The 25001-nt window shown below is 59.4% G+C and carries 21 protein-coding genes; 13 read left to right on the top strand and 8 right to left on the bottom strand.

Annotated elements, in window-relative coordinates; all coding sequences use genetic code 11:
* Positions 1 to 1016 precede the first annotated feature (1016 nt).
* The 6 genes from GVL50_RS06145 to GVL50_RS06120 form a co-directional block, all read right to left on the bottom strand.
* A complete protein-coding gene (locus tag GVL50_RS06145) occupies positions 1017 to 2390 on the bottom strand; it encodes a DUF1329 domain-containing protein (protein ID WP_159812138.1) in 1374 nt (457 codons plus the stop codon).
* Between the two features lie 89 nt (positions 2391 to 2479).
* Positions 2480 to 3529, bottom strand: a complete 1050-nt coding sequence (locus GVL50_RS06140; protein ID WP_159812137.1) for a YeiH family protein — start codon at positions 3527 to 3529, stop codon at positions 2480 to 2482.
* A gap of 30 nt (positions 3530 to 3559) precedes the next feature.
* A complete protein-coding gene (locus tag GVL50_RS06135) occupies positions 3560 to 3973 on the bottom strand; it encodes a GFA family protein (RefSeq protein ID WP_159812136.1) in 414 nt (137 codons plus the stop codon).
* A gap of 31 nt (positions 3974 to 4004) precedes the next feature.
* On the bottom strand, positions 4005 to 5393 hold the full coding sequence (locus GVL50_RS06130; protein ID WP_159812135.1) for an MFS transporter: 1389 nt from the start codon (positions 5391 to 5393) through the stop codon (positions 4005 to 4007).
* A gap of 91 nt (positions 5394 to 5484) precedes the next feature.
* Entirely contained in the window at positions 5485 to 6477 is a 993-nt protein-coding gene (locus GVL50_RS28935) for a flavin reductase family protein (RefSeq protein ID WP_246541743.1), read from the bottom strand.
* An 89-nt stretch (positions 6478 to 6566) separates the two neighbouring features.
* A complete protein-coding gene (locus GVL50_RS06120; RefSeq protein ID WP_159812134.1) occupies positions 6567 to 7634 on the bottom strand; it encodes an LLM class flavin-dependent oxidoreductase in 1068 nt (355 codons plus the stop codon).
* Positions 7635 to 7717: 83 nt separating this feature from the next.
* Between GVL50_RS06120 and GVL50_RS06115 the strand changes: the two genes are divergently transcribed.
* Positions 7718 to 8632, top strand: coding sequence for a LysR family transcriptional regulator (locus GVL50_RS06115; protein WP_159812133.1), 915 nt, complete (start codon positions 7718 to 7720; stop codon positions 8630 to 8632).
* A gap of 9 nt (positions 8633 to 8641) precedes the next feature.
* Here GVL50_RS06115 and GVL50_RS06110 read toward each other — a convergent pair whose 3' ends face one another.
* Complete coding sequence (locus GVL50_RS06110) at positions 8642 to 10768, bottom strand: TonB-dependent receptor domain-containing protein (RefSeq protein ID WP_159812132.1); 2127 nt, start codon at positions 10766 to 10768, stop codon at positions 8642 to 8644.
* A 190-nt stretch (positions 10769 to 10958) separates the two neighbouring features.
* Between GVL50_RS06110 and ppk2 the strand changes: the two genes are divergently transcribed.
* Positions 10959 to 11774 carry a polyphosphate kinase 2 gene (gene ppk2 / locus GVL50_RS06105; RefSeq protein ID WP_159812131.1) on the top strand — a complete coding sequence of 272 codons (816 nt, stop codon included), beginning with the start codon at positions 10959 to 10961 and terminating at the stop codon, positions 11772 to 11774.
* 452 nt (positions 11775 to 12226) lie between these two features.
* On the opposite strand, the gene GVL50_RS06100 is transcribed toward ppk2, so the two are convergent.
* Positions 12227 to 13132 (bottom strand): LysR family transcriptional regulator, encoded by a 906-nt coding sequence (locus tag GVL50_RS06100; protein ID WP_159812130.1) that lies wholly within the window; start codon positions 13130 to 13132, stop codon positions 12227 to 12229.
* Between the two features lie 135 nt (positions 13133 to 13267).
* On the opposite strand from GVL50_RS06100, the gene GVL50_RS06095 reads away from it, so the two are divergent.
* The 11 genes from GVL50_RS06095 (at position 13268) to GVL50_RS06045 (ending at position 24965) form a co-directional block, all read left to right on the top strand.
* Positions 13268 to 14296, top strand: coding sequence for an AbrB family transcriptional regulator (locus GVL50_RS06095; RefSeq protein ID WP_159812129.1), 1029 nt, complete (start codon positions 13268 to 13270; stop codon positions 14294 to 14296).
* Positions 14297 to 14377: 81 nt separating this feature from the next.
* On the top strand, positions 14378 to 14590 hold the full coding sequence (locus tag GVL50_RS06090) for a hypothetical protein (RefSeq protein ID WP_159812128.1): 213 nt from the start codon (positions 14378 to 14380) through the stop codon (positions 14588 to 14590).
* Positions 14591 to 14614: 24 nt separating this feature from the next.
* Positions 14615 to 15991, top strand: coding sequence for a cytochrome ubiquinol oxidase subunit I (locus tag GVL50_RS06085; protein WP_159812127.1), 1377 nt, complete (start codon positions 14615 to 14617; stop codon positions 15989 to 15991).
* Complete coding sequence (cydB, locus tag GVL50_RS06080) at positions 15991 to 16992, top strand: cytochrome d ubiquinol oxidase subunit II (RefSeq protein WP_178124157.1); 1002 nt, start codon at positions 15991 to 15993, stop codon at positions 16990 to 16992. The genes GVL50_RS06085 and cydB overlap by 1 nt, the downstream gene beginning before the upstream one ends.
* Positions 16993 to 17145: 153 nt before the next feature.
* Positions 17146 to 17379 (top strand): hypothetical protein, encoded by a 234-nt coding sequence (locus tag GVL50_RS06075; RefSeq protein ID WP_159812126.1) that lies wholly within the window; start codon positions 17146 to 17148, stop codon positions 17377 to 17379.
* Between the two features lie 87 nt (positions 17380 to 17466).
* Entirely contained in the window at positions 17467 to 19326 is a 1860-nt protein-coding gene (locus tag GVL50_RS06070; RefSeq protein ID WP_159812125.1) for an ATP-binding protein, read from the top strand.
* A gap of 171 nt (positions 19327 to 19497) precedes the next feature.
* Positions 19498 to 20148 carry a response regulator transcription factor gene (locus GVL50_RS06065; RefSeq protein WP_159812124.1) on the top strand — a complete coding sequence of 217 codons (651 nt, stop codon included), beginning with the start codon at positions 19498 to 19500 and terminating at the stop codon, positions 20146 to 20148.
* Between the two features lie 30 nt (positions 20149 to 20178).
* A complete protein-coding gene (locus GVL50_RS06060; RefSeq protein WP_159812123.1) occupies positions 20179 to 20562 on the top strand; it encodes a hypothetical protein in 384 nt (127 codons plus the stop codon).
* Between the two features lie 68 nt (positions 20563 to 20630).
* Complete coding sequence (locus tag GVL50_RS06055) at positions 20631 to 20933, top strand: hypothetical protein (protein ID WP_256671826.1); 303 nt, start codon at positions 20631 to 20633, stop codon at positions 20931 to 20933.
* An 83-nt stretch (positions 20934 to 21016) separates the two neighbouring features.
* Positions 21017 to 23788: a response regulator gene (locus GVL50_RS06050; protein ID WP_159812121.1), complete on the top strand. Its 2772-nt coding sequence runs from the start codon at positions 21017 to 21019 to the stop codon at positions 23786 to 23788.
* Positions 23778 to 24965 carry an EAL domain-containing protein gene (locus GVL50_RS06045; protein WP_256671825.1) on the top strand — a complete coding sequence of 396 codons (1188 nt, stop codon included), beginning with the start codon at positions 23778 to 23780 and terminating at the stop codon, positions 24963 to 24965. Before GVL50_RS06050 ends, GVL50_RS06045 begins: the two co-directional genes overlap by 11 nt.
* Positions 24966 to 25001 lie beyond the last annotated feature (36 nt).

Below are 25001 nucleotides of genomic sequence, written 5' to 3'. Positions count from 1 at the left end.
ACGAAGCATTCTTTATCGGCGCTTTGGTGGAAGGGGTGGGGCCGATGTCTCCCACAGTCTGTACTGGGCTAACAGTCAGAAGCTGGCTTTTGGTCCCACCCACCCCTTCGAGTCCTACCATACAAGCGGGCTTGCTCGCGAAAGCGGTGGGTCAGCCACATTGATGTTGAATGTGCCGACGCCTTCGCGAGCAAGCTCAGCTCCTACAGATTTTCTGTCGTACACAAAATCTGAGTCAGAACACAAAGCCCCTGCGGGAGCGGGCTTGCTCGCGAAAGCGGTCGGTCAGCTACATTAATGTCGGATGTGCCGCCGCCTTCGCGAGCAAGCTCAGCTCCTACAGATTTTCTGTCGTACACAAAATCTGAGTCAGAACACAAATCCCCTGTGGGAGCGGGCTTGCTCGCGAAAGCGGTGTGTTAGCCACATTGGTGTTGGATGTGCCGCCGCCTTCGCGAGCAAGCTCAGCTCCTACAGATTTTCTGTCGTACACAAAATCTGAGTTAGAACACCAATCCCCTGTGGGAGCGGGCTTGCTCGCGAAAGCGGTGTGTTAGCCCCAGTGATGTTGAATGTGCCGACGCCTTCGCGAGCAAGCTCAGCTCCTACAGATTTTCTGTCGTACACAAAATCTGAGTCAGAACACAAATCCCCTGTGGGAGTGAGCCTGCTCGCGAAAGCGGTGTGTTAGCCCCAGTGATGTTGGATGTGCCGCCGTCTTCGCGAGCAAGCTCAGCTCCTACAGATTTTCTGTCGTACACAAAATCTGAGTCAGAACACAAAGCCCCTGTGGGAGCGAGCCTGCTCGCGAAAGCGGTGTGTTAGCCACATTGGTGTTGGATGTGCCGTCGCCTTCGCGAGCAAGCTCAGCTCCTACAGATTTTCTGTCGTACACAAAATCTGAGTCAGAACACAAATCCCCTGTGGGAGCGAGCTTGCTCGCGAAAGCGGTGTATCAGGCACCGTGTTGTTGGATCTGCCGCCACCTGCGCCAGCAATCTCTGCCCCTACACCTGCTAACGAACGCCAGCCTGGCGCAGTGCCGCCGGGGTGTAGCTGGCTGCCGAGGCCGTTGCGCCGAACTCGATGCTGCGTTTCTCTTCGTTCTTCAAGCCCAGCACCGAGTAACGACCCGATTGCAGGTCGTAGAGCGCTTCGGCGGTGTAGCCCGGGACTTGCTTGTGGTAGTACTGCTGGGCGTGGCCTTCGCCGACGCGCCAGAGTTGGCCGCGACCGTCGTAGTGGTCGACTTCCGCCAGTTGCCAGGTGTCTTCATCGAAGTACATGTGGCGAACCGCATAGATGTGGCGCTCGCCCGGCTTGAGTTTGGCCACCACTTCCCAAACGCGATGCAGTTCATATCGCGTCAGATCCTGGTTGATGTGGCCGGCCTTGAGAATGTCGGCGTACTTGAGGTTCGGCGAGTCGAGCTTGTAGCTGTTGTAGGGGATATACAGTTCTTTCTTGCCGACAAGTTCCCAGGTGTAACGGTCGGGCGCGCCGTTGAACATGTCGTAGTTGTCAGTCGTCGCCAGTCCATCGGCGGCAGTGGCGGGGCCGTCGTAGGCGACTTGTGGCGCACGGCGAACGCGGCGCTGGCCGGCGTTGTACAGCCAGGCATCGCGCGGCTCTTTGACTTGATCGATGGTCTCGTGGATCAGCAGCACATTCCCCGCCAGGCGCGCAGGCCCGGTGATGCGCTGGATGAAATAGAACAGGATGTTTTCGGCTTTGCTCTTGTCGAGGTCAGGCAGTTCGCGCGGATAGGAAATCTCGTCCTCCAGTTGCACCATGTTGAAGTCGCCGTTGGCTTGCGGCTGAACACGGGTGGCCAAGCGGTTGAGGTTGCCGCCGCGATAGCGGGTCAGGTGATTCCACAGCACTTCAACACCGTTTTTCGGGATCGGAAACGCGTAGTAGCGCGTGTCGCTAAAACCGCTCAGGCCATTGCCGCCGTCGACTTCCTCGGTTTTGACCGCGCTGTTTTTGATCACCGTATAAATGTCCGCCGGCGCGGACGCCGTGCGATGCGTCGGGTAGACCGGGATTTTGTAGGTCTCGGGGTAACGCTTGAACAGCGCCAGTTGCCCGGCCGTGAGCTTGTCTTTGTACTTTTCGGCGGTGGCCGCGGTGATCACAAAAAGCGCTTTCTCATTGGCGAACGGGTCGCTCAAGAAGCCCTTGGCATCGACGCCGCCGGCACTGGTCGGCAAGCCACCGCTCCAGGCCGGAATGCTGCCATCGGCATTGGCCGCTTTCACCGCGCCCATCGGCGTCAGCGTCGTGCCCAACTGCGCGGCCTCTTCGGGAGAGACCTTGGCCATGACACCAGTGGCCAGCAACGAAAGGCTCAAAGTAGCGATATGCGCGAGTGTTTTTGTTGTTTTCATGGTGGGGTACTCATGATTGTGGTCGCGTGGAAGTTCGCACCTCGGTTGAACGAGGTGATGTGGGTGAAGCGCAGTTAGAAAAGGGCGATTTATCGACTGAGGAACAACAGGCCGATAACCAGTGCGGCAAGGAACACCGTCTCACCGACCAGCAGGGCAATGGGTCGCCAACCGACCGAGGCGAGTTTTTGCAGCGAGGTTTTCAGGCCCAGCGCTGAGATGGCGATCACCAGACAGCCGCGCGACAATTCATTCATCGCGTCGGACACCGAGGGCGCCAGCAAACCACCACTGTTGATCGCCACCAGGCAAACAAACGCCAGCAGAAATCCGGGGATCATCGGCAGGCGTCGATTGTTGTCAGAGGAGGCTTTGTGCTGACGGCGAAACATCCAGGCAATGACTACCACCGCCGGCACCAGCAACGCCACGCGCAACAGTTTCACCACCGTGGCGATGTCGCCGGTCGCCGGCGAAATCATGTAGCCCGCGCCGACCACCTGAGCCACGTCGTGAATCGTGCCGCCGAGAAATATCCCGGCCTGCTCGGGCGACAATCCCAACAGTTTGCTGATGATCGGATACGTGATCATCGCCACGGTCGACAGGCTGGTCACACCGACCACGGTCAACAAGGTATCGCGCTCGCTGTCTTTGTGTTTGGGCAAAATCGCCGAGATCGCCAACGCTGCCGACGCGCCGCAGATCGCCACCGCACCGCCGGTCAACACGCCAAGATCGGCGCGCACACCCAATATCCGCGCCAACAGCCAGCCGATGGAAATCGTCGCGGCCACTGCACACACCGCAGCAAGGACGGTTTCCCAGCCCAGCGATCCCATCTGCCCCAGGGTAATTCGCGCCCCGAGCAACGCAACACCGATGCGCAGCAGGGCGCGTGCGGCGAATTCAATGCCCGGCAGGCAGCGGCCATCTTCGCTGAGAAAGTGACAGGCCATGCCGAACAGCAGGGCATAGAGCAGCGTCGGGCCGCCGTAATGATCGGCGATAAAGGCTGACGCCATGGCGATTGCCAGACTCACCAGCAGGCCGGGGCCGATCTGTCGGCAACGGCTGAGCAGTTGCCGGGGCGCGCTGATCGGCGCGGCATACGCTGGGTTTTTTATTGTTTTGTTCATGTCTGTCACGTTCCCGAAAAAGTGCTCGCGTCAATCGGTCGGTGCTTGCTCGAAACACGGCACGGTGCGGTCGATGGCCACCCACGGCTGCGCTGATCGGCACCACAGATGCATCGCCGGTTGCACCACGGACGGGTCGCTGAGCGTGCCGGCCTTGATGACAAACAGGCCGGGCATCGTTGCCACTTCGCTGTACAGCGCAGAGCCGCAGGCGCCACAGAAGAAACGCCGCACGGGCATGCCGCTGCCGCCATCGCTGGCGAAGCTGCTAAGACTGAGGCCCTCAACCTCGAAGCCCTCGGCGGGCACCACGACGTTGATGGAGAACGCGCTGCCCGATTGTTTTTGGCAGTCCGTGCAATGACATACAGCGGTCACCAACGGGGCGGCGAGGGTCGAATACTGAACGTTGCCGCACAGGCAGCTGCCATTAAGGGTGCTCATGGTTTAAGTCTCTTCAGGTCGGGGGAAAGAATCAGGGCTGAACGATGGATCCGGATTGCCATTGCAGGGCGTTTTGCGCGGTGTGCCGGATGCTGCGCAGGGCGCTGTAAAACACCAGCGCGGCGAGGCTGCAACCGAACAGCACGACGCAAAGAATCGAATACTTGATAGCGTTCGGATCCTTGAACACGTAGTCGGTCAGCACGCCGACCATCACCGGCCCGCAGCCGGCGCCCAGCAGGCTCAATGCGCCGGTGTACATGGCCATGAACTGGCCGCGCATCGGCGCCGGTGCGACTTCGACGATCAGCGCTGCACCGACGCCGAACAGGCAAGTCCACAGGGTCGCCGCCAGCACCAGAAAGGGCACTGCGCGTTCGACGCTTGAAGCCATCAACAGCGGAATACTAACGAGGGCGAGCAGCACGCTGGCGATCACGGCGATGCGCAGGTTGGCGTTGGTCACGCCGCGATTGCGCCAGTATTCACCCAGCCAACTGGCGAAGATCACACCAATCGGGCCGCACACGCACATGATCGCGCCCATCAAGGCGCCGATGCGCGCATAGCTCCAGCCGAACTCACGGACAAAGTAGGTCGGTACCCAACTGCCGCTGCCGTAGACGGCGGTGTAGAAGCAGCCGGCACCGAAGAAAATCGCGGTAAAGGTGCGGCGGTTTTCGCGCAGATAGGCCAGCACCTCGCGCAGCGGAATCTCCACGCGCACGGTCGGGCTGAGCCCCATCGCGTTCTTACGCAGACGCGGTTCTGGCACGCCGATCATCAGTACCAGAACGAGCAAGCCCGGCAGGCCGATCGACATCAGCGTGGTCTGCCACGGTTGCAGCAAGCCCAGCCACGGCAGGGTCAGTGGGTGCGCGGTGAAGTAGCCAAGCACCAGACCGGTCGCGAGCAGACCGGCGCCGGCACCGAACGAAGCGCCCATGCCGAACACGCCCAGAGCGCGTCCGCGATTGTGCGGGGTGAACAAATCGCTGATCAGCGACACCGCGCCCGGCAACAGCACCGCCTCGCCAACCGCCACGCCAATGCGCGCCAGCAGCAGATGCCAGAACTCGGTTGCCAGCCCGCCGGCCGCCGTGGCCAGACACCACAAACCGATGCCGACGGTGATCACCAGCGGACGATTACCACGGTCGATCAGGCGCGCAATCGGCAGCCCGACCAGTGAGTAAAACGCCGCGAAGGTAAAACCGTGGAGAACCCCCATCCAGCTGTCGTTGACCTGCAACGAATGCTGAATCGGGCCGACCAGCAGCGTGAGGATCTGCCGATCCATGATCGAAAAAACATAGGCGATCAGCAGAACGCTGACCGTGTAATAAGCCTGCCCACGATGGGTGAGTTCCACGGGCGAGGAGGTGACGGTGCTGGCCTGGAAACCGTTTGTGCTGGACATCGTTGGATGACCTCTTGGCGTGCGTTGTTTTTATTGTTGAACGCTGCCAATGCGCGCGAGTGCGGCGCGCATTGGCCATGGCAATAAACGCTTAGCCGGGTTGCTGCCAGAGATTGTTGTCCTGCCAGATGTTTTCCTTGCGCCAGTGCTCCGGCAGGGTTTCGCCGGTGTGCTGAATGACCCGGCCGATGAGCAATTTCAACTGCTGGGCTTCTTCGTAGTCGAGTGATTCGAGGGCGCTCATTTCTGCCGCTTTGGCAAACGCCAGCCACTGGATGGTCAGTTGCCGTCCGGACTCGGTGAAGTAGATGCGCTCCGATTCTTCGTCAGACGCCTCCAGCGTTAGCAAGCCCTTGTCGACCCACAGGTCGAGGTGCTCGCGGGGCAGATGCTTGCCAACGAATTCGAACAGGCGCCGCAGTTGCGTCAGGGTTTTGCCTTCGCCGAAGCTGAGCATGCCCAGCAGTTCGAAATCCAGATCACTCATGCCCATCGTCTTGAGTTGCTGACGAATCGGCAATTGCATCTGGTAGTAGGCGCGACCGAGCAGGAAGCCCAGCCAATTCTCGCCGTAGACGCTGTTGTCCACCGCTGGCGCTGGCTGCATCAGGCGCCGGTAACCACCGCCATGAAACACCAGCGGCGGGGTATCGAAGCGGTCGAAGGCGAGCACTTCGCCGACCAGAATGACGTGGTCGCCACCTTCATATTGGTAGGTGGTGCGGCACTGAAAACGTGCCGAACAGCCTTCCAGCAGGGGAATGCCGTCGGGGCCGCGACCGGTGGTGAGCCCGGCGAACTTGTCGACGCCGCGCTTGGCGAACAGGTTCGACAGGTGTTCCTGATCGGTGGCCAGAATGTGCACGGCGAAGTATTCGGACGCGGTGAACGCGTGGGCGGAGGTCGAGTCCTTGTTCAGGCTCCAGAGCACCATCGGCGGGTCAATCGATACCGAATTGAAACTGTTCGCGGTCAAGCCGTAGTCCTGGCCGTCGGCGCCGCGCGTGGTGACGATGGTGACGCCGGTGGTGAAGGCGCCGAGGGCCTGGCGGAACTGTCTTGGGTCAAAATTCGTATTGTTCATGCTGGGGACTCCATCGCCGCCAACGTATCGGGGCGAATTTATTGTTGTTCTGACAAACACGCATGCTTCAAGGGCAGAGCTTCAGTGATTTACGGGCACAGCAATGGCATGACCAGGCGGCCGAAGCGCTCAGCCTCTTCATGATGCGGATAACCCGAGAGGCAGAAGCCGGTGCAGCCGGCCTCGACAAATTCCATCAGTTGCGCGGCGACTTGCTGGGGATTGCCGACCACTGCAACGCCAGCGCCCGGGCGGACTTCGGTGATGCCAGTCCACAGGTGCGGGGTCATTTTGCGCCCGACGGTTTTCGACAATTCAGCCGCTCGCTGGCTGGCGACCGAGTTGCTTTTTGCCGCCATTTGCACGGCGGCGGCCAGTGCCGAGTTTTCTGCACCGGCAATCAGCGCGTCTGCGGCGGCCCAAGCGTCGTCTTCGTTTTCGCGGCAGATGATCTGCAAGCGCATGGCGAATTGCAGTTCATCTTCACGACCGTATTTGGCCGCGCGGGCGCGCATTTCGATGATCTGCCCGGCGATGCGCTCGGGGTAATCGCCCCAGAACAGGTGCACTGACGAGTGCTTGGCTGAAATCTCCGCCGCCTGCTCCGAGCCGCCGCCAAGGAAGAAGGGCGGGTGCGGTTGCTGGAACGTCGACGGTATGATTTTCGGCCCGTTTACCTGGAAGTATTTGCCGTTGTGCTCGACGTCCTGCTCAGTCCACAGGCGCTTCATCAGTTCGACTTCTTCAAGAAGCTGATCGTAGCGTTGTTCTTTTTCCGCAAACTGGCCTTCGGCGACAGCGTCTTTGTCGCTGACACCGGCAATCAGGTTGAGGTAAATGCGGCCTTGGGACATCTGATCGAAGGTCGCGATCATTTTTGCCTGAGCGACCGGGTGGATGTAGCCAGGCTTGAGCGCCGCGAGCATTTTCAGGTGTTTGGTGCGCGAGGCGAGAAACGCGGCGACCATCCAGGCATCCCAGCAAATCGCGCTGACCGGAATCAGCATGTAGTCGAAACCGGCGTTTTCGGCCGCGATGGCCACGCGTTCGAAGTGTTCCAGCGAGCGTGGAATGTCTTGGCTCGGGTCACCAAAAGCGCTGGTGTCGCCGAGGGTTGGACAGAACCAGCCCATGTTCAGGGGGATTTTATTATTCATTGTGAGGCTCCCGTCAGGTGAACGATGGGTGCACTTCATCAAAGGCTTTACGCTGAGTAAAATGAATAGGTAACATTGCCGGTATGCACAATATTAATATCCGCACGCTCGACCTGAACCTACTAGTGGTCTTCCTTACGCTCTGGGAAACCCAAAGCGTGACCCGTGCCAGCGAGCGTCTGGCGTTGAGTCAGTCCGCCGTCAGCCATGCCTTGCGCCGGTTGCGTGAGCGCATGGGCGACGAGTTGTTTGTGCTGGGGCGCACTGGCCTGCTGCCAACCTCGCGGGCCACGGAAATCATCGGCCCGGTGCGTGAGGCGCTGGAGAAGATCGATCAAGTGTTGCAGGGCGGCAGCACGTTTTCACCGGGCACCACGCAACGAACCTTTCGGATTGCGGCGGGGGATTTTGTCGAGTTCATGATCTTGCCGAAATTGCTCCAGCACATCAGTACCACGGCCGCCGGGGTCGTCATCGAAATCGTGCCGTTGCCGGATCCGTTGGCGCTGTCGCTGATGCTGGAGAGCGGGGCGATTGATCTGATGATCAACACACCCGCCGTGCTTGGCGCCGGTGTGCGCAGTGAGAAACTGGCCACCGTGCAGTTGCAGACCCTGATTTGGCAGCGCGAAGGCCTGAAGGCCGGGCGTTTCCCGATGGCGTTGTATCTGGAGCGCCCGCACGTGGTGATCAGCATGCACGAGCGCGGCGGCAACATCATCGACCGCACCTTGGCGGCGCAGTCGTTACGCCGCCCGATTGGTGCGGTGGTGCAGAATTTCATGGCGATGCCAGTTATCGCTTCGCAAACCGGCTACATCTGCAACCTGCCGAGCCCCATCGCACAGGCGTTTGCCAAGGCTTACAAACTCAGCTGCCACGCGCCGCCCATCGAGTTTCCCGAGCCGGAGCTGATCGTCTGCTGGCACACGCGATTCGATGCCGACGAAGGTCTGCAATGGATGCGCGATCTGGTCAGGCAGTGTGCGCTGGCTTGACGCTCGGCTTCACAGCAGGCTCCACGAAACCCCGACGTAAACCCCCATACCTTCCCCCGGCGTCGACCGCGCGGCATCCTGACCTTTGTCGTCATACCCCGGCGTGACCGTGGCGGCGTAGTGTTTGTTGGTCAGATTGCGCATGTCGACCCAACCCTGCCAGTCACCCTTCGGTGCGTTGTAGCCGAGCGTTGCGCCGAACAGTGCGTACGGATCGGCGTAGTAGCTGTCCGCGTAATCCACGGCAACTTTCGACACCAATTGCGTATTCACCGCCGCGAAGAACCCCTGCGGCCAGTCGTAGCGCAGTTCGCCTTGGTAGTAATGCATCGGCAGACCCGGCAAGCGGTTGTCGCCGAAGCGGTCGTCGTCGCGATAGTGGAAATCGCTGAAGGTATACGCCTGACGCAGGCTCAACTGGCGGCCGTCGGCAGCTGACCAGAGTTTGCTGTTGAGGCTCGCTTCAACGCCTTGGTGCACGGTCGGGCTGGCGTTCAACTCATAAGGCGTGACGGCGTTGGCGTCCGGCAGCACTGAAAGCAGTTCATGCCACACCTGCGCGTAGTACCACGCCAGGCTCCATTCGCCGATGGCGCTGTCGCCACGCCCGCCGAGTTCCAGCGTGGTCGCGGTCTGGTTTTGCAGTTTGATCGGGTCTTTTTGCGTACCCGTCGCGGCGCCGTTACCGGCAGGGAAGCGCACGTTGGAGCTGTAGATCAGCGACCACGGGTGCGGCGCTTCGACGGAGCGGCTGAGGTTGCCGAACACTTGCAGATCCGGGTTGATCTGGTAGCGCAGGCCGAGGCGCGGCGCGTAGTCCCAATCGTTCATGCTGGTTTTGCCACCGCTTTGCGGATAGGTCACGTCGCTTTCGCGGCGGGTGTAGATGGCGGCGAGGCCGGTGGTCAGCCACAGGTCGTTGGCGATTTCGAGGTCGTTGCCGAAGTGCAGCACGGTGTCCGAACCCTGATAAGTGAAATCGCGCATTTTTGTGCCCGGCGCATAACCGGCGGTGTTGCCGGTGGGAATGCGCACGAATTCGCTGGCGCCATCATTGGGCAGGTGTTTGGTCACGCGCAGGCCGACGTTGCTGCGGCTTTCCATGCCGAAGATCGTGTCGCGACGTTTGTAGTCGAAGGTGCCGCTGACATCGGTGTAAGCGACTTTCAAACGGTTCGGGCCTTCGCGCAGATCCATCGGGTAATCGTGGTAGACGAGGCCGGTCTGGATGCTCGAATCGTCGTCGATGTAGAAGGTGGTTTTGTTGCCGATGAAGGTGCTGCCCGGTTGCTTGCGGCTGTCGTCGCGCGCCACGTAAGACGGATTGGCCGCGCGTGGATCGTGTTCGATGGAGTGCTTGGTTACGCGGCCGGCGAGGTCGTTGTCGGTTTCGCGGTAGCGGATGTAGAAGCGCGTTTCCAGGTTCGGGTTGAAGCGATAACCGAAGTTGGCGATCACGCCTTTGCTTTCGCTGGCGGTGTGATCCTGATAGCCGTCGGCGTTGGAATCGGTCAGCGACACGTAGTAGTCGAAGTCGCCGAGCACTTGCCCGGAACTGACCTGACGCTGCTGATAGCCGTGGCTGCCATTGGCGTAGCGCACTTGCAGTTTCGGCGCGTTGTAGCCGGTGTGGCTGACGTAATCGATGGCGCCGCCGAGGGCCAGTGAGCCACGGTCGAAACCGTTGGCGCCGCGCAGCACTTCAACGTGATCGACCCACAGCGGTTCGAGCAATTCGTAAGGCGTACCGCCGGGGCCGGTCAGCGGCAGGCCGTCGAGCATGGTGTAAAGGCCCGAGGCGTGAGCGCCCGGCGCGCGATTGATGCCCGAACCACGCACGGAAATCTTCACGCCTTCGTTGCCCGCCGACTGCGCGTAAACGCCCGGTTGATAGGCCAGCACGTCCTGATTACTCGAGACGCGGCCCTGCAACGGTTGGCGCATATCGACCACGTTGGTGCCGCCGGGAACTTGCTCGAGGCGCTCTTTGGCTTCTTCAACCGACGCATCCGAACCGCGTTGCTCATCGGCCGAAATCAGCACTTGCCCCAGTTCCAGACCTTGAGTCTCGGCCATCGCCGGGCAGGCAAGGGCCAGGCCCAGCAGGGCAGTGGGCAGGGATTTTGGCGACGGCATCGAAAAACTCCAGACAGGCAAGGGCGGGCAATGAATGAACAGTGCGACGCAGGAAAGAACGAAGGAAACACATGGCAATTTTGCTTTTTACCCGGCGATGGCAAACAGCAGGTCATGAACTAACCTCACGTGTCTGGTGTGTGTCGTCAATAAACATTCTGTTTCTGCATTCATTCGAGAGGGCCGGGTCATGGCAAAAGACAAAAAGAAGGACGCCAAGGCGCCTGAAAGTCCGAAGCTGAAAAACAAGGATTACCTGGAGCAACTGCGCAAACTGCACGTTGAGCTGGTCAAGTTGCAGGAATGGGTGATCGCCGAGGGCGTAAAGGTTTGTATTGTTTTTGAAGGGCGTGATGGCGCGGGGAAGGGCGGTACGATCAAGGCGCTGACTGAGCGTGTGAGCCCGCGGGTTTTCCGCGTGGTGGCGCTGCCGGCGCCAACGGATCGCGAGAAGAGCCAGATGCATGTGCAGCGTTATTTGCCTTATCTGCCGGCGGCGGGGGAAGTGGTGATCTTCGACCGCAGTTGGTACAACCGCGCCGGTGTCGAGCGGGTGATGGGTTTTTGCACGGATGAGCAGGCGGACAAGTTTCTCAAGTCGATCCCGTGGGTTGAGCATGCGATCGTGCAGTCCGGGGTGATTTTGCTGAAGTATTGGCTGGAAGTGAGCCCGGAAGAGCAGACGCGGCGGCTAGAGGCGCGGATCAATGACGGTCGCAAGATCTGGAAACTGACGCCGATGGATCTGAAATCCTACAGCCGCTGGTACGACTACTCGCGGGCGCGGGATGAGATGTTCAAACATTCCGATACCGAGCATGCGCCGTGGCTGGTGGCGGATTCGAATGACAAGCGTCGGGCTCGGCTGAACATCATCACTGATGTGCTGAGTCGCATTCCTTATGAGGATGTGAAGCGCGAGAAGGTCGAACTGCCGAAGCGGCAGAAGGCGGGCAAGTACAAGGATCCGAATTATCCGTATCGGCGTGTGGCGGAAAAATTCTGATACGCAGCCGGGTGCGATGTTGAACCCACCGCCGCCTTCGCGGGCAAGCCCGGCTCCCACAGGGGTCTCGGGCGTACACAAATCCCCGAACACCCCACAAATCATTGTAGGAGCTGAGCTTGCTCGCGAAAGCGGTGGGTCTGTCACCATCTCCGGTACAGATCCACCGCTTTCGCGAGCAAGCTCAGCTCCTACAGGGGGCTCGGTCGTACCGAAGATCCCGAACACCCCACAAAACCCTGTGGGAGCTAGCCTGCTGGCGATTGCTTTGGGTCAGGCAACATCTTCGGCACAGACATTCCGCTTTCGCGAGCAGGCTCACTCCTACAGGGTTCTTGGCCGTACACAAATCCCCGATCACCGCACAAATCCTTGTAGGAGCTGAGCTTGCTCGCGAAAGCGGTGGGTCAGTCACCATCTCCGGTACAGATCCACCGCTTTCGCGAGCAAGCTCAGCTCCTACAGTTTGGTGTTGTCTGTTTGATTACTTCGACAAACGCCTGCACCCGCGCACTGCGTTCATGCTTGCGCGTCAGCAGCAACAGCGGCGCTACGGCACCTGGCTCGGCTAGCGGCCGATAAACCACGCCACGCTTAACCAGCGCCTGTGCACATTCAGGCACCACCGCGACCCCTCGACCAGCCGCCACTAACGCAATAATCGAGGTGATCTGTTTGCCCGTCGGGCCAGCGATTAGCGTCAGCCCATGCAGGCGAAAAAGCGCTTCAACGATGTCATTCAACCCCGAACCATAATCCTGCGGGAACGCAATCAACGGATAAGCGCTCAGCTCCGCCAACGTCACCCGATCCCGCGAGGCCAGCGCGCTATCGCTGGCAACCGCCGCCACCAACGGCTCATTGCCCAAACAAATCGCCTGAACCCGCGCATCCTCGCCAACCGGCAACAAACGACTCAGCCCAATATCCAGCCGTCCCTCAATCAACTGCGCACACTGATGATTCGAAGCCCCTTCATCCACCGTCACCTGCACATCCGGATACAAAGAACAAAACCGCTTAAGCGTCTCGCTAAACACATCCGACAACGCAATCGAGCTCGCATACCCCACCGCCAAATGCCCTGCAGAGCCCGTCGCCAGCTTGCGCGTAATGCCTTCCGTCATTTCCACCTGCTCCAGCAGCGCTCGCGCATGCGGTACAAAATGCCGCCCCTCTGCAGTGAGCGTGACATTGCGGCTACTGCGATCAAACAGCTGAAACCCCAGCTCTTTTTCCAGTGCCGAAATCTGCCGGGTCAGGGGTGGCTGGGCGATGTGCAGACGTGCGGCGGCGCGGCCGAAGTGTAATTCGTCGCTGACGATCAGGAAGTAACGCAGGCGGCGCAGATCGAGCATGTTCATCCTTGGGTATCAATCGGTCGGAAATCGGTATTGGATCCGTCCAGCGTTCATCTTATAAAAATGTTTAAAAATATTTCTGAAAATTCCTGCGGCTTCTCAACATAGCCTTCAGAACAACATGGATATTCAATGAAGACTCTGCTCGAAAGCCTCATCCCGATCCCCGTAGCCGCGCTCGGCGCATGGCTTGGTTACCTCACCGGCCTGCCGCTGGGCGAGCTGATCGGTGCGATCTGCCTGGTCACCACGTTAAGCAAAATCGGCGTGCGCATGCGTATGCCTTACCCGTTCGTGGCCGCGGTGCAGTTGTTGCTCGGCGTCAGCGTCGGCTCGATCGTCACCGCTTCAATGCTCGGCGAGCTGAGCGATTTCAGCATCTTGGTAGGCTTGCTGATCTGCATGACCGCGCAAATCGTCGTCGGCTACAACTGGCTGCGGCGCATGGAACGCTGGGGCCATGTGGAAAGCCTGCTCGGTTCGATACCAGGCGCAATGGCGGCGGTGATGACCGTCACCAGCGATCAAGGCCCGGCCTCGGGGCGCATAGCCTTTGTGCACATCGTGCGGTTGCTCGCGTTGTTGCTGGTGGTGACGCTTATCGCGGGTGGCCATGCAGACAACACGGCACCGACTCTGGGTGCGCTGGACGATTACCTGCGAGTGATCCCGCCCGCGCTGGCGGCAGTGCTCGCCGGGTATCTGCTGGAACGCTTCGATGTCCCCGCGCCGTACATGCTCACCGGTTTGCTCTGCACAGCGGCGGCCAACGTCGGGTTTCACGCCGATTTGCAGGTGCCCGAGCCACTGGCGATTGTCGCGCTGATCCTGCTCGGCGGCCTGATCGGTATCCGTCTCAAAGACATCACCCTCAAGGATTTCGTCCGCTACATCCGCGCCGGGCTGGTGGTCACCGCGCTGACGTTCTGCTCGACGCTGGCGATTGCCTTCGCGTTCAGCCAGTTCACCGGCAAGCCGTTTCTCGCACTGTTCATGTCGTGGGTGCCGGGCGGCGTCGAGGTGATGACGGCAGCGGCGTTGCTGCTCAAACTCGACCCGGCGTTCGTGATGCTCAATCACGTGGTGCGCATGTCGATCATCCATCTGTGCCCGGCAGTGCTGCCCAAGCGATTCTTTCAGGAGAATCCGCAACCGGCATAAACACTCTCCATCCGTCGCCCGCGCTGAACGACGCAGGAAGGACTTATCTCTATCGATGAAGCACTCGATGAGAAATCCCCTATGTTCGATCAGCGGAAGAAAGAATCACTGGCGGCATGGCGCAAACTGGCGACGCAATCGCAAATGCGCCTGGATCCGGAAGAACAATACGACGAGTTGCTAAAAGCCGCCGATGACATGGAGGAGCAAGGGCTGATCACCAGCGCCGAATGGCGTCAGTTGGTGCGCGATGCGGGCAGCGTGTTCACGCATCCCGATCAAGCGCGCAGATAAAACCGGCAACGGTTGAGTGATGCCATGGACTCGCTCGACTCAGCGCTGATGGCGGCGCGCAGCCAGTTTGCGATCACCATCAGTTTTCACATCGTGCTGGCCGCGTTCACCATCGGCCTGGCCAATTTTCTGCTGGTGCTCGAGGCGCTTTGGTTAAAGAGCGGACGGCAGATTTATCTCGATGTTTACCGCTATTGGCTGAAAGTGTTTGCCCTGAATGTCGCGGTGGGCACGGCTTCTGGGCTGATTCTGGAGTATCAGTTCGGCCTCAACTGGTCGCGGCTGGCGGTTCAGGCGGGCGATATTCTCGGCCCGCTGATGTTTTACGAAGTGTTGGCGGCGTTTTTTCTCGAAGCGGGTTTCCTCGGCATCATGCTGTTCGGCATGAAGAAGGTCGGCCCGCGCCTGCATTTTTTCGCCACCTGCGCGGTGGCGGTGGGCTCGCTGATCAGCGCGTTCTGGATTCTCTCGGCGAATTCCTGGATGCACACGCCGGCGGGGTATTCGATTGCCGCCGACGGCCGTTTTATCGCCGAAGACTGGTGGGCGATCATTTTCAATCCATCGTTTCCCTATCGGCTGGTGCATATGACGCTGGCAGCGTTGCTCGGCACCGCGACGCTGGTGGCCGGCATCAGTGCCTGGCAGTTGCTCAAACGCGCGGACAATCCACGGGCGCGGCTGGGGTTTTCCATGGCGCTGTGGCTGCTCGTCGTGCTGATGCCGGTGCAGATCGTGGTCGGCGATCTGCATGGTCAGCACAGCTTGAAAGTGCAGCCGCAGAAAGTCGCCGCCATTGAAGGTTCGTGGACGCGTCCAGCCGAGGGCGCGGGCGAACCGTTGCGGCTGTTCGCGTGGCCCGACATGGCGCAGCGGCACAATCACTGGGAAGTGGCGATTCCGCGAGTGGCTTCGTTGTACCTGACCCATGATCTCAGCGGCACCATCGCCGCCCTTGATGAATTTCCCGCGCAGGACATTCCGCCCGTGGCGCCGGTGTTCTTTGCATTTCGGCTGATGGTCGGACTGGGCGTTTTGATGCTGGGGCAGGGCGTGGTCAGCCTGTTTTTCCGTCGTCGTCAGCGCCTGTACACATCGCGCGGCTGGTTATGGGCCAGCGTGTGCATGGCGCCGGCGGGTTTTGTCGCGATGCTCAGCGGCTGGGTTGTCACCGAGGTGGGCCGGCAGCCGTTTACCGTCTACGGCCTGATGCGTACGGCCGACAGCCTGTCCTCGGTGTCCCGCGCGCAAGTGCTGGCTTCGACCTGGCTGATTCTGCTGTTTTATCTGCTGGTTTTTGGCATCGGCCTGTGGGTGTTGCTGCGTTTATTGCGCGAGCCGCCAAAGCAGGACGAGTCCGGGCCGCAACCGACGCTGGCCGATGAAACGGGGCATTCCTGATGGACACCGACTGGATCACGCTGCTGTGCGCGGGCGCGTTGGCCTTCTCAGTGATGAATTACGTGCTGCTTGACGGCACGGATCTGGGCGTCGGTGTGCTGCTCGGCTTGACCGAAAACAGCCAGCACCGCCGCGCCATGGCGGTAACCATTCTGCCGATCTGGGATGCCAATGAAACCTGGCTGGTGCTGGGCGGCGGCGGGCTGCTCGCGCTGTTTCCGCTGGCCTACGCGATTTTGCTGCCAGCGCTTTATCTGCCTTTTATCCTGATGTTCCTCGCGCTGATTCTGCGCGCGGTGGCGCTGGAATTTCGCGACCACTCGCCCAACGAAGCGATCAAGCGTTGGGTCGATGGCGCGCTGTTATGCGGTTCTTTGCTGGCGGGCGCGATTCAGGGCGTGGTGTTGGGAACGCTGGTGCAAGGCGTGCCGCATCAGGGCAGTCACTACACCGGCAGCGGTGTGGAATGGCTGGGGGCGTTTCCGCTGTTCTGCGGCTTGGTATTGGTGCTCGGCTATGCATGGCTCGGCGCTTGCTGGCTGTATTGGCGAACCGTCGACGACTTGCAGCGGCGCTGCGCACGCCAGGCGCGGGTGCTGGCGCTGATCACCGTTTTGCTGCTGATCGTGTTGGTGATATGGACGGCAACGTTGCAGGCCCAATACATGCAACGTCTGACCGATATTCGCGTCTGGGCGCCGACGCTGATGGTGCTCGCCATTCTTTCAGCGGTGTTCTGGTCAGGGTTTCGCAGCCGCTTCGATGGCGTTCCGCTGTTCGCCGCGCTGGGCGTGTTTGTGCTGGCATTCGCGCTGATGCTGGTTGCGTTGTTTCCGCTGATCGTACCGCCGGATCTGACCTTGAAAGCCGCCACGTCCAGCCCGAAAAGCCAACTGTTCATGTTGATCGGTTTCGCCGTGCTGATCCCGGTGACCCTGGTTTACAACACCTTCGGCTTCAAAGTCTTCAGCGGCAAAGTGCGGCCGATCAAGTCTTCTTGAGGGCGTATTGGCTGGCCAGATACTGGCAGATACGACCTGTCTGTTCTGAAAACGTCAGCCCCGAGAACTTTCATCCCCTCCATCGAGTCGACCAGACAACCACAAAACCGGCCATACGACGGGTCGGTTGAAAACTATAAAAAGGTGTCTGTCATGAGTTGTCTGATTTGTGCGGGGGGCGCTGAGCGCATTCATTGCCAAGGCCCATGGGAAGAACGTGATTGCCCTGAATGCGGGCGCTATCGCGTGGCCGACGAACTCTTGCTGACCCTGATTGAGCAGGGGCAAATCTTCGATGTCGGCAAAACCCGAGGCTGGCTCGACAGTCGCCGCGCCGAGGTGGCGATCCCGTCGATTGAGGTGCATGAGGCGCTGCTCGTCGGATGATGGCGGCGCGCCAGCACGCCGCATCCCTTAATCCGACGTTAGCTGGTAATCTGCCGCCCGATTATCTGCAGCTCTCGGGAGCCTTTCATGACTGGCCTTTACGCCGCTTTTCCTCCAGACCTGGCTCCTGGCGATGTTTCGGCGGCGCAAACCGCGCTCTCGGACATCGAACTGCTGCACAGCATCAGCGTCAGCCTGATCGGCGAGCAGGATCGCGAAGCGCTCTACGGCAAAATCGTCGATGCGGCGGTGTTCATCACCGGTTCGCAGTTCGGCACGATGCAATTGCTCTGTACGCCGGAACACGGCGCCGGCCATGGTGGCGAGCTGCAATTGTTGTACGCCCATGGCCTGCCGGCCGAGGCGGTCGGTTTTTGGCATTACGTCAGCCCGGCGGCCTATAGCAGTTGCACCTTGGCGCTGAAACTCGGCCAGCGCGCGATCATTCCCGATTTCGAACAATGGGCCGACATTGCCGGTACCGAAGACCTGCTTGCGTTTCGCCGCACGGGCATTCGCTCGGCGCAGACCACGCCGTTGATGTCGCGCGATGGCCATCTGCTCGGCATGATCTCGACGCACTGGAACAAACCGCACCATCCCTCCGAACGCGATTTGCGCCTGCTGGACATTCTCGCGCGCCAAGCCGCTGATTTGCTCGAACGCACCATCGCCGAAGAGGCGTTGCGCGAAGTCGAAGAGCAGCAACGGCAGACCGCCGCGCGGTTGCGCGAACTCAACGAGACCCTCGAACAGCGTGTCGCTGAGCGCACCGCCGAATTGATGCAGGCCGAAGAGAAACTGCGCCAATCGCAGAAAATGGAAGCGGTGGGGCAACTTACTGGGGGCCTCGCCCACGATTTCAACAACCTGCTGACCAGTATTTCCGGTGCGCTTGAGCTGATGAACCGGCGCATCGGCCAAGGGCGCCTGAGCGAAGTCGACAGGTACATGGTCGCCGCCCAAAGCGCGGCGAAACGTGCGGCGTCGCTGACCCATCGCCTGCTGGCGTTCTCGCGCCGGCAAACCCTCGAACCGCACGCCACCAACGTCAACACGCTGATGTACGGCATGGCCGAGCTGATCCAGCGTACCGCCGGGCCGGGCATCGTCGTCGAGACGCTCGGCAGCTCGGAGCTGTGGCCGGCATTTGTCGACAAGAGTCAGCTGGAAAACGCGCTGCTCAACCTCTGTCTGAACGCCCGCGATGCCATGCCCGATGGCGGTCGCATCACCCTGGAAACCACCAATCAGTGGATGAATCGCGAGGCAGCGCGCGGCATTGATCTGCCCGAAGGCGATTACCTCTGTGTCAGCGTTCGTGACAACGGTACCGGCATGTCGCCGGACGTCATGGCGCATGTGTTCGAACCGTTTTTCACCACCAAACCGATCGGCCAAGGCACTGGCCTCGGGCTGTCGATGATCTACGGGTTTGCCCAGCAATCCGGCGGGCAGGTGCAGATTCAATCGACGGTGGGTGAGGGCACCCAGGTGTCGATTTACCTGCCGCGCCACCACGTTGAAGCCAGCCAGGACGAACATGACGCTGCCGATGAGTCCGTCGCGGCCTCGCAACTGGGCGAGACCGTGTTGCTGGTCGACGATGAGCCGACCGTGCGCATGCTGCTGGCGGACGTGCTGGGCGAACTCGGTTACACGGTGATCGAAGCCGCCGACAGCGTCGCCGGGCTGAAGCTGTTGCGCTCCGATGTGCACATCGATTTGCTGGTCACCGACGTCGGCCTGCCGGGCGGCATGAACGGCCGGCAACTGGCCGAAGCGGGGCTGCAATTGCGCCCGCAGCTGAAGACCCTGTTTATCACTGGTTATGCCGAGAGCGCAGTGTTTGGCGGCGGTCAGCTTGAGGACGGCATGCACGTGCTGACCAAGCCGTTTGCCGTCGATGCGCTGGGTGGGCGGGTGCGCGAGCTGTTGGCGAAATAATCAGCCGCGCTCACGTTGTTCACAGCGCTATCCCTTCACCACTAAAAGTCGGTTTTTTCAGGTTTTCCTGATGGTTTGCCGCGCCCCTCTGCCAGACAATCCCCCGAAGCCGCACGATCCTCCTCGCGGAGGCCATTTCAAAAATGATCACGCCGGGAGTGTCGTTAATAGATGCTTGAGACAAAGATCAAAGTCGTTCTGGCCGACGACCATCCCGTTGTGCTGTTGGGGCTCATCGAGCTGATTGCGCGAGATGCGCGATTTGCAGTGGTGGGACAAGCCACAAGCTCGACGCAGTTGGTCGCGGCAATAAACGAGCACGCGCCGGACGTGGTCATCACTGATTACCACATGCCGGAAGCCTCGGTTTACGGCGATGGACTGAAACTTGTCGGTTATCTGGCCCGACATTTTCCGCACATCGACATCGTGGTGATGACCATGATTGCCAACCTGGAAGTGTTCGCGCGACTGCGCAAGCTGGGTGCCAGCGTTATACAAAAGAAACACATGCTGATGAACGTGCAATCGACACTCGACAGATTGGCGAGCCCTGTATCTCGTGAGCAAAGCGCGGATCACTGTCCGTCGATGGTGACAGCTGCAAGTGCTGCCGATGTGGCACAGCAACGGTTAAGTGCGCGGGAACTCGATGTGCTGCGTTTGTATATGGCGGGCCTGAGTTTTCGCAGCATTGGCAAGGATCAGCGACTCAGCGTTAAAACGGTCAGTGCGTACAAGTTGTCAGCCATGAAAAAGCTGAGTGTCGTCAGTGATCAGGAATTGATTGGCTACTGCATTCGCAGTCGCATGTTTAATTAAATACCGGACGGTATTGTTGGGGTTAGAGCGATGGACATTCCCGCTGCTGAAAAAGTGCACTTGAAACAAAACTCGGTAGACGCGGCGCTGGTGGAGGGGGCGCACAGCATCATCGGTGAAATCAGGCAGGCCACCGCCTCGGTTGCCGCCGTTCGAGAATCGGTTGTCGACGCGGCAGCCAACTTTGGCGTCAGTGTCTACTCGGCCAATGAAGACTTTTCCAAGGCGTACCGCCAGCTTTGCAGTGTCATGAGTGTGGCTGAAATCAAGCAGCGCTCAGCCATGCAGCAACTGGAAAAACAGACGCGCAGTGCGCTCCACGGCGTCATTATCAAAGTCACTATCGCCATCGGTCTGTCCGCCATTGCCGGCGCGGCGATCGGCGCCGGTATCACCACGATGATGATGCATTAACGTTTTCTTCAACTTAAACCGGCATCGATTTGACAGTGGGTGCAGCCTTGAAAATATCTGAAGAGGAAATGGTCGAGCTGATTGACGCTATCGGCCTGGCGATTGTTCCTGTGATCTTCAAAGGCGTCGATAAGGACACGCCCGCTTATGTCATGCGTGAGCGCGCAAACGTCAATGCGGAGATCATGGGGCGTTTCGCCGCGATGTTGTATTGCGGTGACGAAGTGGGCATGGAAGTGCTGGATCTGATCGCGCATTTCACCGCTTACATGCAAGTTGAGCATCAACATTCGATGAAACGCTTTCTCGGCCCCGACGGTGGCATGAGCAAACTACGGCAAGCGCGGGCTAATAAAGGTTCGATCCAGTAACAGCAGGCTTAGTGAGAATCGTCCCGGTATTTTTAAGGTTTAGCTGATGTTCGCCGAACACCTGCTGCGCCTAATCTGGCGCGATGAAACTTAAGCAATTTCTGCAACCCGCCGACTCATACTTTTCGACGCCCAAGGCCGCCAGAAGGTTGTTGCGACTGTTCGCGCAACTGCTGGTGCTCGGGACAATCGTCGGCGCGGTCATTTCAATCACCTCGATATTCAATAGCGAAATTTCCCGTCGCCAGGGTTTTATGAGCGACGCTATTGCCAATGCACGGGTGTTTTTTACCCAGCGTGAATCACTGCTCAAATGGCTGGTGCTGTCTGCGGTGAATGATCCGCAAGCCCCGGCAGGCCACGAAGCTGCTGACCACGCCAGCGGTTGGGGTGTGCGCCTGACCGGGCCGATGAATGACTATTTCAAAGACTATCGCCTGAACCTGCTTTACGTCCCTGAAGAGAAAGACAAGGGCGGTGAATACCTGAGTAAAGCCCTGCCGTTTATTACCCCGATTTCGCTGGATGTGCTGAGGAAGTTGCGCGCCCTCGATGATCAGGCGCCGGGTGCTGCGCGCGAACTCTGGCTCAGTGATCAAAGTGCATTTCCGCCGCGCTTGTACCTGTTCGGCCGAGTGGATTCGTCTCAGGCGGAATCAGGCTGGATCGGTCTGGAAATGGACGCTGCGGATGTCTCCAGCAGCCTGCATGATGACCGCGCCGGGCAATTCATGATGCTCACCCCCCATGGCGACGTGATGATGAGCAGTGCGCCCAGCGATCAATCCGCGCCCGGTTCACCGATGTTGAAGATCGGCGAGGACTTCGGTTTATTCGGTGTCGGGGCTGTGCCGGATCAGTTGGTGATGGAAAAAAAGCTCGGTTACTCGGACTGGAAACTTTCCTACACCCTCGAACTGTATTCGTTGTTGAAGGTGCTCTGGTGGCCTCTTTGTATCTCTCTCGTTCTGGTTTTTCTCACAGCGCTGCTGGTTTATAAACTGGTGCACCGCATCGAGCGTCGTCTCATCACGCCTGCCACAAAACGTATCGATGCGCTGATCGAAAGCGAGGCTTTTTGCCGTGCCGTGATCCAGACCGCGCCGGTTGCGCTCTGCGTACTGCGCCGTGTCGACGGCACCGTGGTGCTGGAAAACCGCTTGTCCGAGCAATGGCTGGGCGAATGCTCCGGGCGCGAACGCCTGTGTCATCACTGGATTGACCAAGCCTTTGACGAAGAAGCATCGAACCTGACGGATGCGTTTGAGGCGGGCAACGGTCGGCACTTGTATGTCAGCTTCGCGCCGACCCGCTACAACGGTGAAGACGTGCTTTTCTGTGCCTTCAGCGACATCAGTTCGCACAAACAGGTGGAAGCTGCGCTGGCAATGGCCAAGCAGACCTCGGACACCGCGAACGAAGCGAAAACCTTGTTTCTGGCCACCATGAGCCACGAGATACGCACGCCTTTATACGGTGTACTGGGCACGCTTGAGTTGATGGAAAAGACCGAACTGCGCCCGCAACAGAAAGCCTACATGCACGCGATCGGTAACTCGTCGGCGGCGTTGCTGAACCTGGTGTGTGATGTGCTGGACGTGTCGAAGATCGAAGCCGGGCAACTGGCGCTGGAAGTCAGTGAGTTTTCACCGTTGGAACTGGTGCGCGACGTCGTACAAAACTACACGGGCGCGGCGCGGGGCAAAGGCATTTTGCTTTATTCGTTTATCGATCCTGACATGCCTTCGGTGCTGCACGGTGATGTAACGCGTATCCGCCAGATCCTGAATAACTTGCTGAATAACGCCGTGAAGTTCACCGAGAGTGGGCAGATCGTGTTGCGTGCGAAGTTGTGCGTCGCCGAGGGTGATGTCCTGGAAGTGCACTGGCAGGTGTCAGACACCGGCCCCGGCATTTCCCAGGAAAATCAGGCGTTTCTGTTTGAGCCGTTTTACCAGGCCGGTTGCAACACTAACGTTGTCGCCGGCACCGGATTGGGCCTGTCGATCTGCCAGCGATTGGCGGCATTGATGGAGGGGCGCGTGCGGGTAGTCAGCACGTTGGGACTGGGCAGCAGCTTCACCCTCAGCGTGCCACTGGAAAACCTGTTGCCGGCGGATGACATCCTTTTGGCACCGGTGCCTTTGCAAGGTCTGGTGTATGTCTGTTCGCCGTCGCTGGCCATGGCGGATTACATCGCCGACTGGCTGCGCAAGTGGGGCGCGCGCGTGCAAACCGGCTGGCCCGCCAACACGGGCGGCACAGAAAACGCCGTCCTGGTCGAAGTGCATCCCGCTGAGTGGCGGCCGATCTACCCGGCCTGGACCGGGCCGCGTGTGTTGATCAGCCTAGAAGAGCGCGAAGACGACAGTGCCGTGCAGTTGAATGACTTGAATGCCATCCGCGATGCCGTTCGAAAAGCGCAAGGCCGCAAGGCCATTGTCGACGAGGTGGTCGTCAGCGACGTAGTCGAACGACTGAACTTGAAGATACTGGTGGCTGAAGACAATCAGGTCAATCAGTCCATTTTGAAAGACCAACTGCAAACACTGGGGTGTGAAGTGGCGTTGGCCAGCGACGGTACGCAAGCGCTGACGCTGTGGCGGGGGGAACACTTCGATGTCGTTCTCACCGATATCAACATGCCGAACATGAATGGATACGAACTGGCGAGACAACTGCGCAGCATCGGTTGCACCGGGCCGATTATCGGCGCGACGGCCAATGCGATGCGCGATGAAGGTGAACGCTGTTTTGGCGCAGGCATGCAACAGTTGCTGGTTAAACCGTTCGGTCTGGCGGCACTTTCCAACTGTTTGCAACAGTACAAAAGGACTAGCACACGTGGCCTATAGCGTTTTAGTGGTCGAGGATCATCCCTTTCAGCAAAGGCATCTTCTGGACTTGTACGGCTCAATGCACGACATCTCGCTCATGGCTGCGCGCAACGGTGACGAAGCGTTGACGCTGATGAAAACTCATCATTTCGACATGGTCTTGAGTGATCTGATGATGCCCGGCATGGACGGTCTGCAGTTTATTCAGCGGCTGGGGCACTTACCGTACAAACCTGCGTTGGCGATCATGAGCAGTGCCTCGCGGCGAATCATGATCAGTGCCAGTCTGGCCGCGAGAAGCCTGGGTTTTGAGGTGGTGGGCCTGATCTCCAAACCGGTGGATCTGATTGCACTGCGAACTCTGCACGACAAGATGCTAAAGCTCGGCGCCAGTGCGCATGCCCATAAAAAAATGCCGCAGGAGTTCGGCATCGCCTGTTTGCGCCATGCAATTGCCGACGGGCAGATACATCCCTGGTTTCAGCCGAAAAAGTCGATTGCCAGTGACCGCATTGTTGCGGCGGAAGCACTCGTGCGCTGGGCTCATCCAACGCTCGGAGTGTTATTGCCGGGCGACTTTCTATCGGAACTCGTGCGTCATAACCTTGAGGAAGAGTTACTGATGAGCGTCGTCTCTCGCACGATTGCCGCTCAGGCCTGCTGGCAGCAACAAGGTTACGACGTGCCGGTGACGATCAACTTGCCGACCCATCTGCTCAATGATGACGACTTACCCGATCGTTTATATGAGCGCGTACTCAGCGAAGGCGGGTTCCCCACTAAAATCGGTTTCGAGTTGATGGAAAGCTCAACCACCGATAATCAGGGACACTATTTCGCCGGTGTGTGCCGACTGCGCTTCAAGGGTTTCGGCCTGGCCCAGGATGACTTTGGCAAGGGCTACAGTTCCTATTTCAATCTGGCCTCGACACCGTTTACCGAGCTCAAAATAGACCGGTCGTTAGTCCACGGTAGTGTCGAGAACGAGCACCTCGCCGCGGCACTCAGCAGCATCGTCGCGCTCGGCAGGCAACTGGGTTTGAACGTGGTGGCTGAAGGTGTTGAAACAGCCGAAGAGCTTGCACTGCTGAAAAGAATGCACTGCGATCAAATTCAGGGTTTCCTTATTTCGAAAGCCATCGAGTCCGATCTGTTCTTACGCCTGCTTGGCGAAAATACCCGTGCACATTGCTGAACCGTGCACGGCTCGCCTTTCAAAATAGCCACGTTG

The organism is Pseudomonas sp. 18058 (assembly GCF_902706155.1).
Taxonomy (GTDB): Bacteria; Pseudomonadota; Gammaproteobacteria; order Pseudomonadales; family Pseudomonadaceae; genus Aquipseudomonas; species Aquipseudomonas rustica.
This window is presented reverse-complemented; position numbering and strand designations above follow the sequence as displayed.

Excerpts from the sequence above, each read along its gene's own strand:
- GVL50_RS06145 (WP_159812138.1), bottom strand. The coding sequence starts at position 2,390 with ATGAAAACAACAAAAACACTCGCGCATATCGCTACTTTGAGCCTTTCG.
- GVL50_RS06140 (WP_159812137.1), bottom strand. The coding sequence starts at position 3,529 with ATGAACAAAACAATAAAAAACCCAGCGTATGCCGCGCCGATCAGCGCG.
- GVL50_RS06135 (WP_159812136.1), bottom strand. The coding sequence starts at position 3,973 with ATGAGCACCCTTAATGGCAGCTGCCTGTGCGGCAACGTTCAGTATTCG.
- GVL50_RS06130 (WP_159812135.1), bottom strand. The coding sequence starts at position 5,393 with ATGTCCAGCACAAACGGTTTCCAGGCCAGCACCGTCACCTCCTCGCCC.
- GVL50_RS28935 (WP_246541743.1), bottom strand. The coding sequence starts at position 6,477 with ATGAACAATACGAATTTTGACCCAAGACAGTTCCGCCAGGCCCTCGGC.
- GVL50_RS06120 (WP_159812134.1), bottom strand. The coding sequence starts at position 7,634 with ATGAATAATAAAATCCCCCTGAACATGGGCTGGTTCTGTCCAACCCTC.
- GVL50_RS06115 (WP_159812133.1), top strand. The coding sequence starts at position 7,718 with ATGCACAATATTAATATCCGCACGCTCGACCTGAACCTACTAGTGGTC.
- GVL50_RS06110 (WP_159812132.1), bottom strand. The coding sequence starts at position 10,768 with ATGCCGTCGCCAAAATCCCTGCCCACTGCCCTGCTGGGCCTGGCCCTT.
- ppk2 (WP_159812131.1), top strand. The coding sequence starts at position 10,959 with ATGGCAAAAGACAAAAAGAAGGACGCCAAGGCGCCTGAAAGTCCGAAG.
- GVL50_RS06100 (WP_159812130.1), bottom strand. The coding sequence starts at position 13,132 with ATGCTCGATCTGCGCCGCCTGCGTTACTTCCTGATCGTCAGCGACGAA.
- GVL50_RS06095 (WP_159812129.1), top strand. The coding sequence starts at position 13,268 with ATGAAGACTCTGCTCGAAAGCCTCATCCCGATCCCCGTAGCCGCGCTC.
- GVL50_RS06090 (WP_159812128.1), top strand. The coding sequence starts at position 14,378 with ATGTTCGATCAGCGGAAGAAAGAATCACTGGCGGCATGGCGCAAACTG.
- GVL50_RS06085 (WP_159812127.1), top strand. The coding sequence starts at position 14,615 with ATGGACTCGCTCGACTCAGCGCTGATGGCGGCGCGCAGCCAGTTTGCG.
- cydB (WP_178124157.1), top strand. The coding sequence starts at position 15,991 with ATGGACACCGACTGGATCACGCTGCTGTGCGCGGGCGCGTTGGCCTTC.
- GVL50_RS06075 (WP_159812126.1), top strand. The coding sequence starts at position 17,146 with ATGAGTTGTCTGATTTGTGCGGGGGGCGCTGAGCGCATTCATTGCCAA.
- GVL50_RS06070 (WP_159812125.1), top strand. The coding sequence starts at position 17,467 with ATGACTGGCCTTTACGCCGCTTTTCCTCCAGACCTGGCTCCTGGCGAT.
- GVL50_RS06065 (WP_159812124.1), top strand. The coding sequence starts at position 19,498 with ATGCTTGAGACAAAGATCAAAGTCGTTCTGGCCGACGACCATCCCGTT.
- GVL50_RS06060 (WP_159812123.1), top strand. The coding sequence starts at position 20,179 with ATGGACATTCCCGCTGCTGAAAAAGTGCACTTGAAACAAAACTCGGTA.
- GVL50_RS06055 (WP_256671826.1), top strand. The coding sequence starts at position 20,631 with ATGGTCGAGCTGATTGACGCTATCGGCCTGGCGATTGTTCCTGTGATC.
- GVL50_RS06050 (WP_159812121.1), top strand. The coding sequence starts at position 21,017 with ATGAAACTTAAGCAATTTCTGCAACCCGCCGACTCATACTTTTCGACG.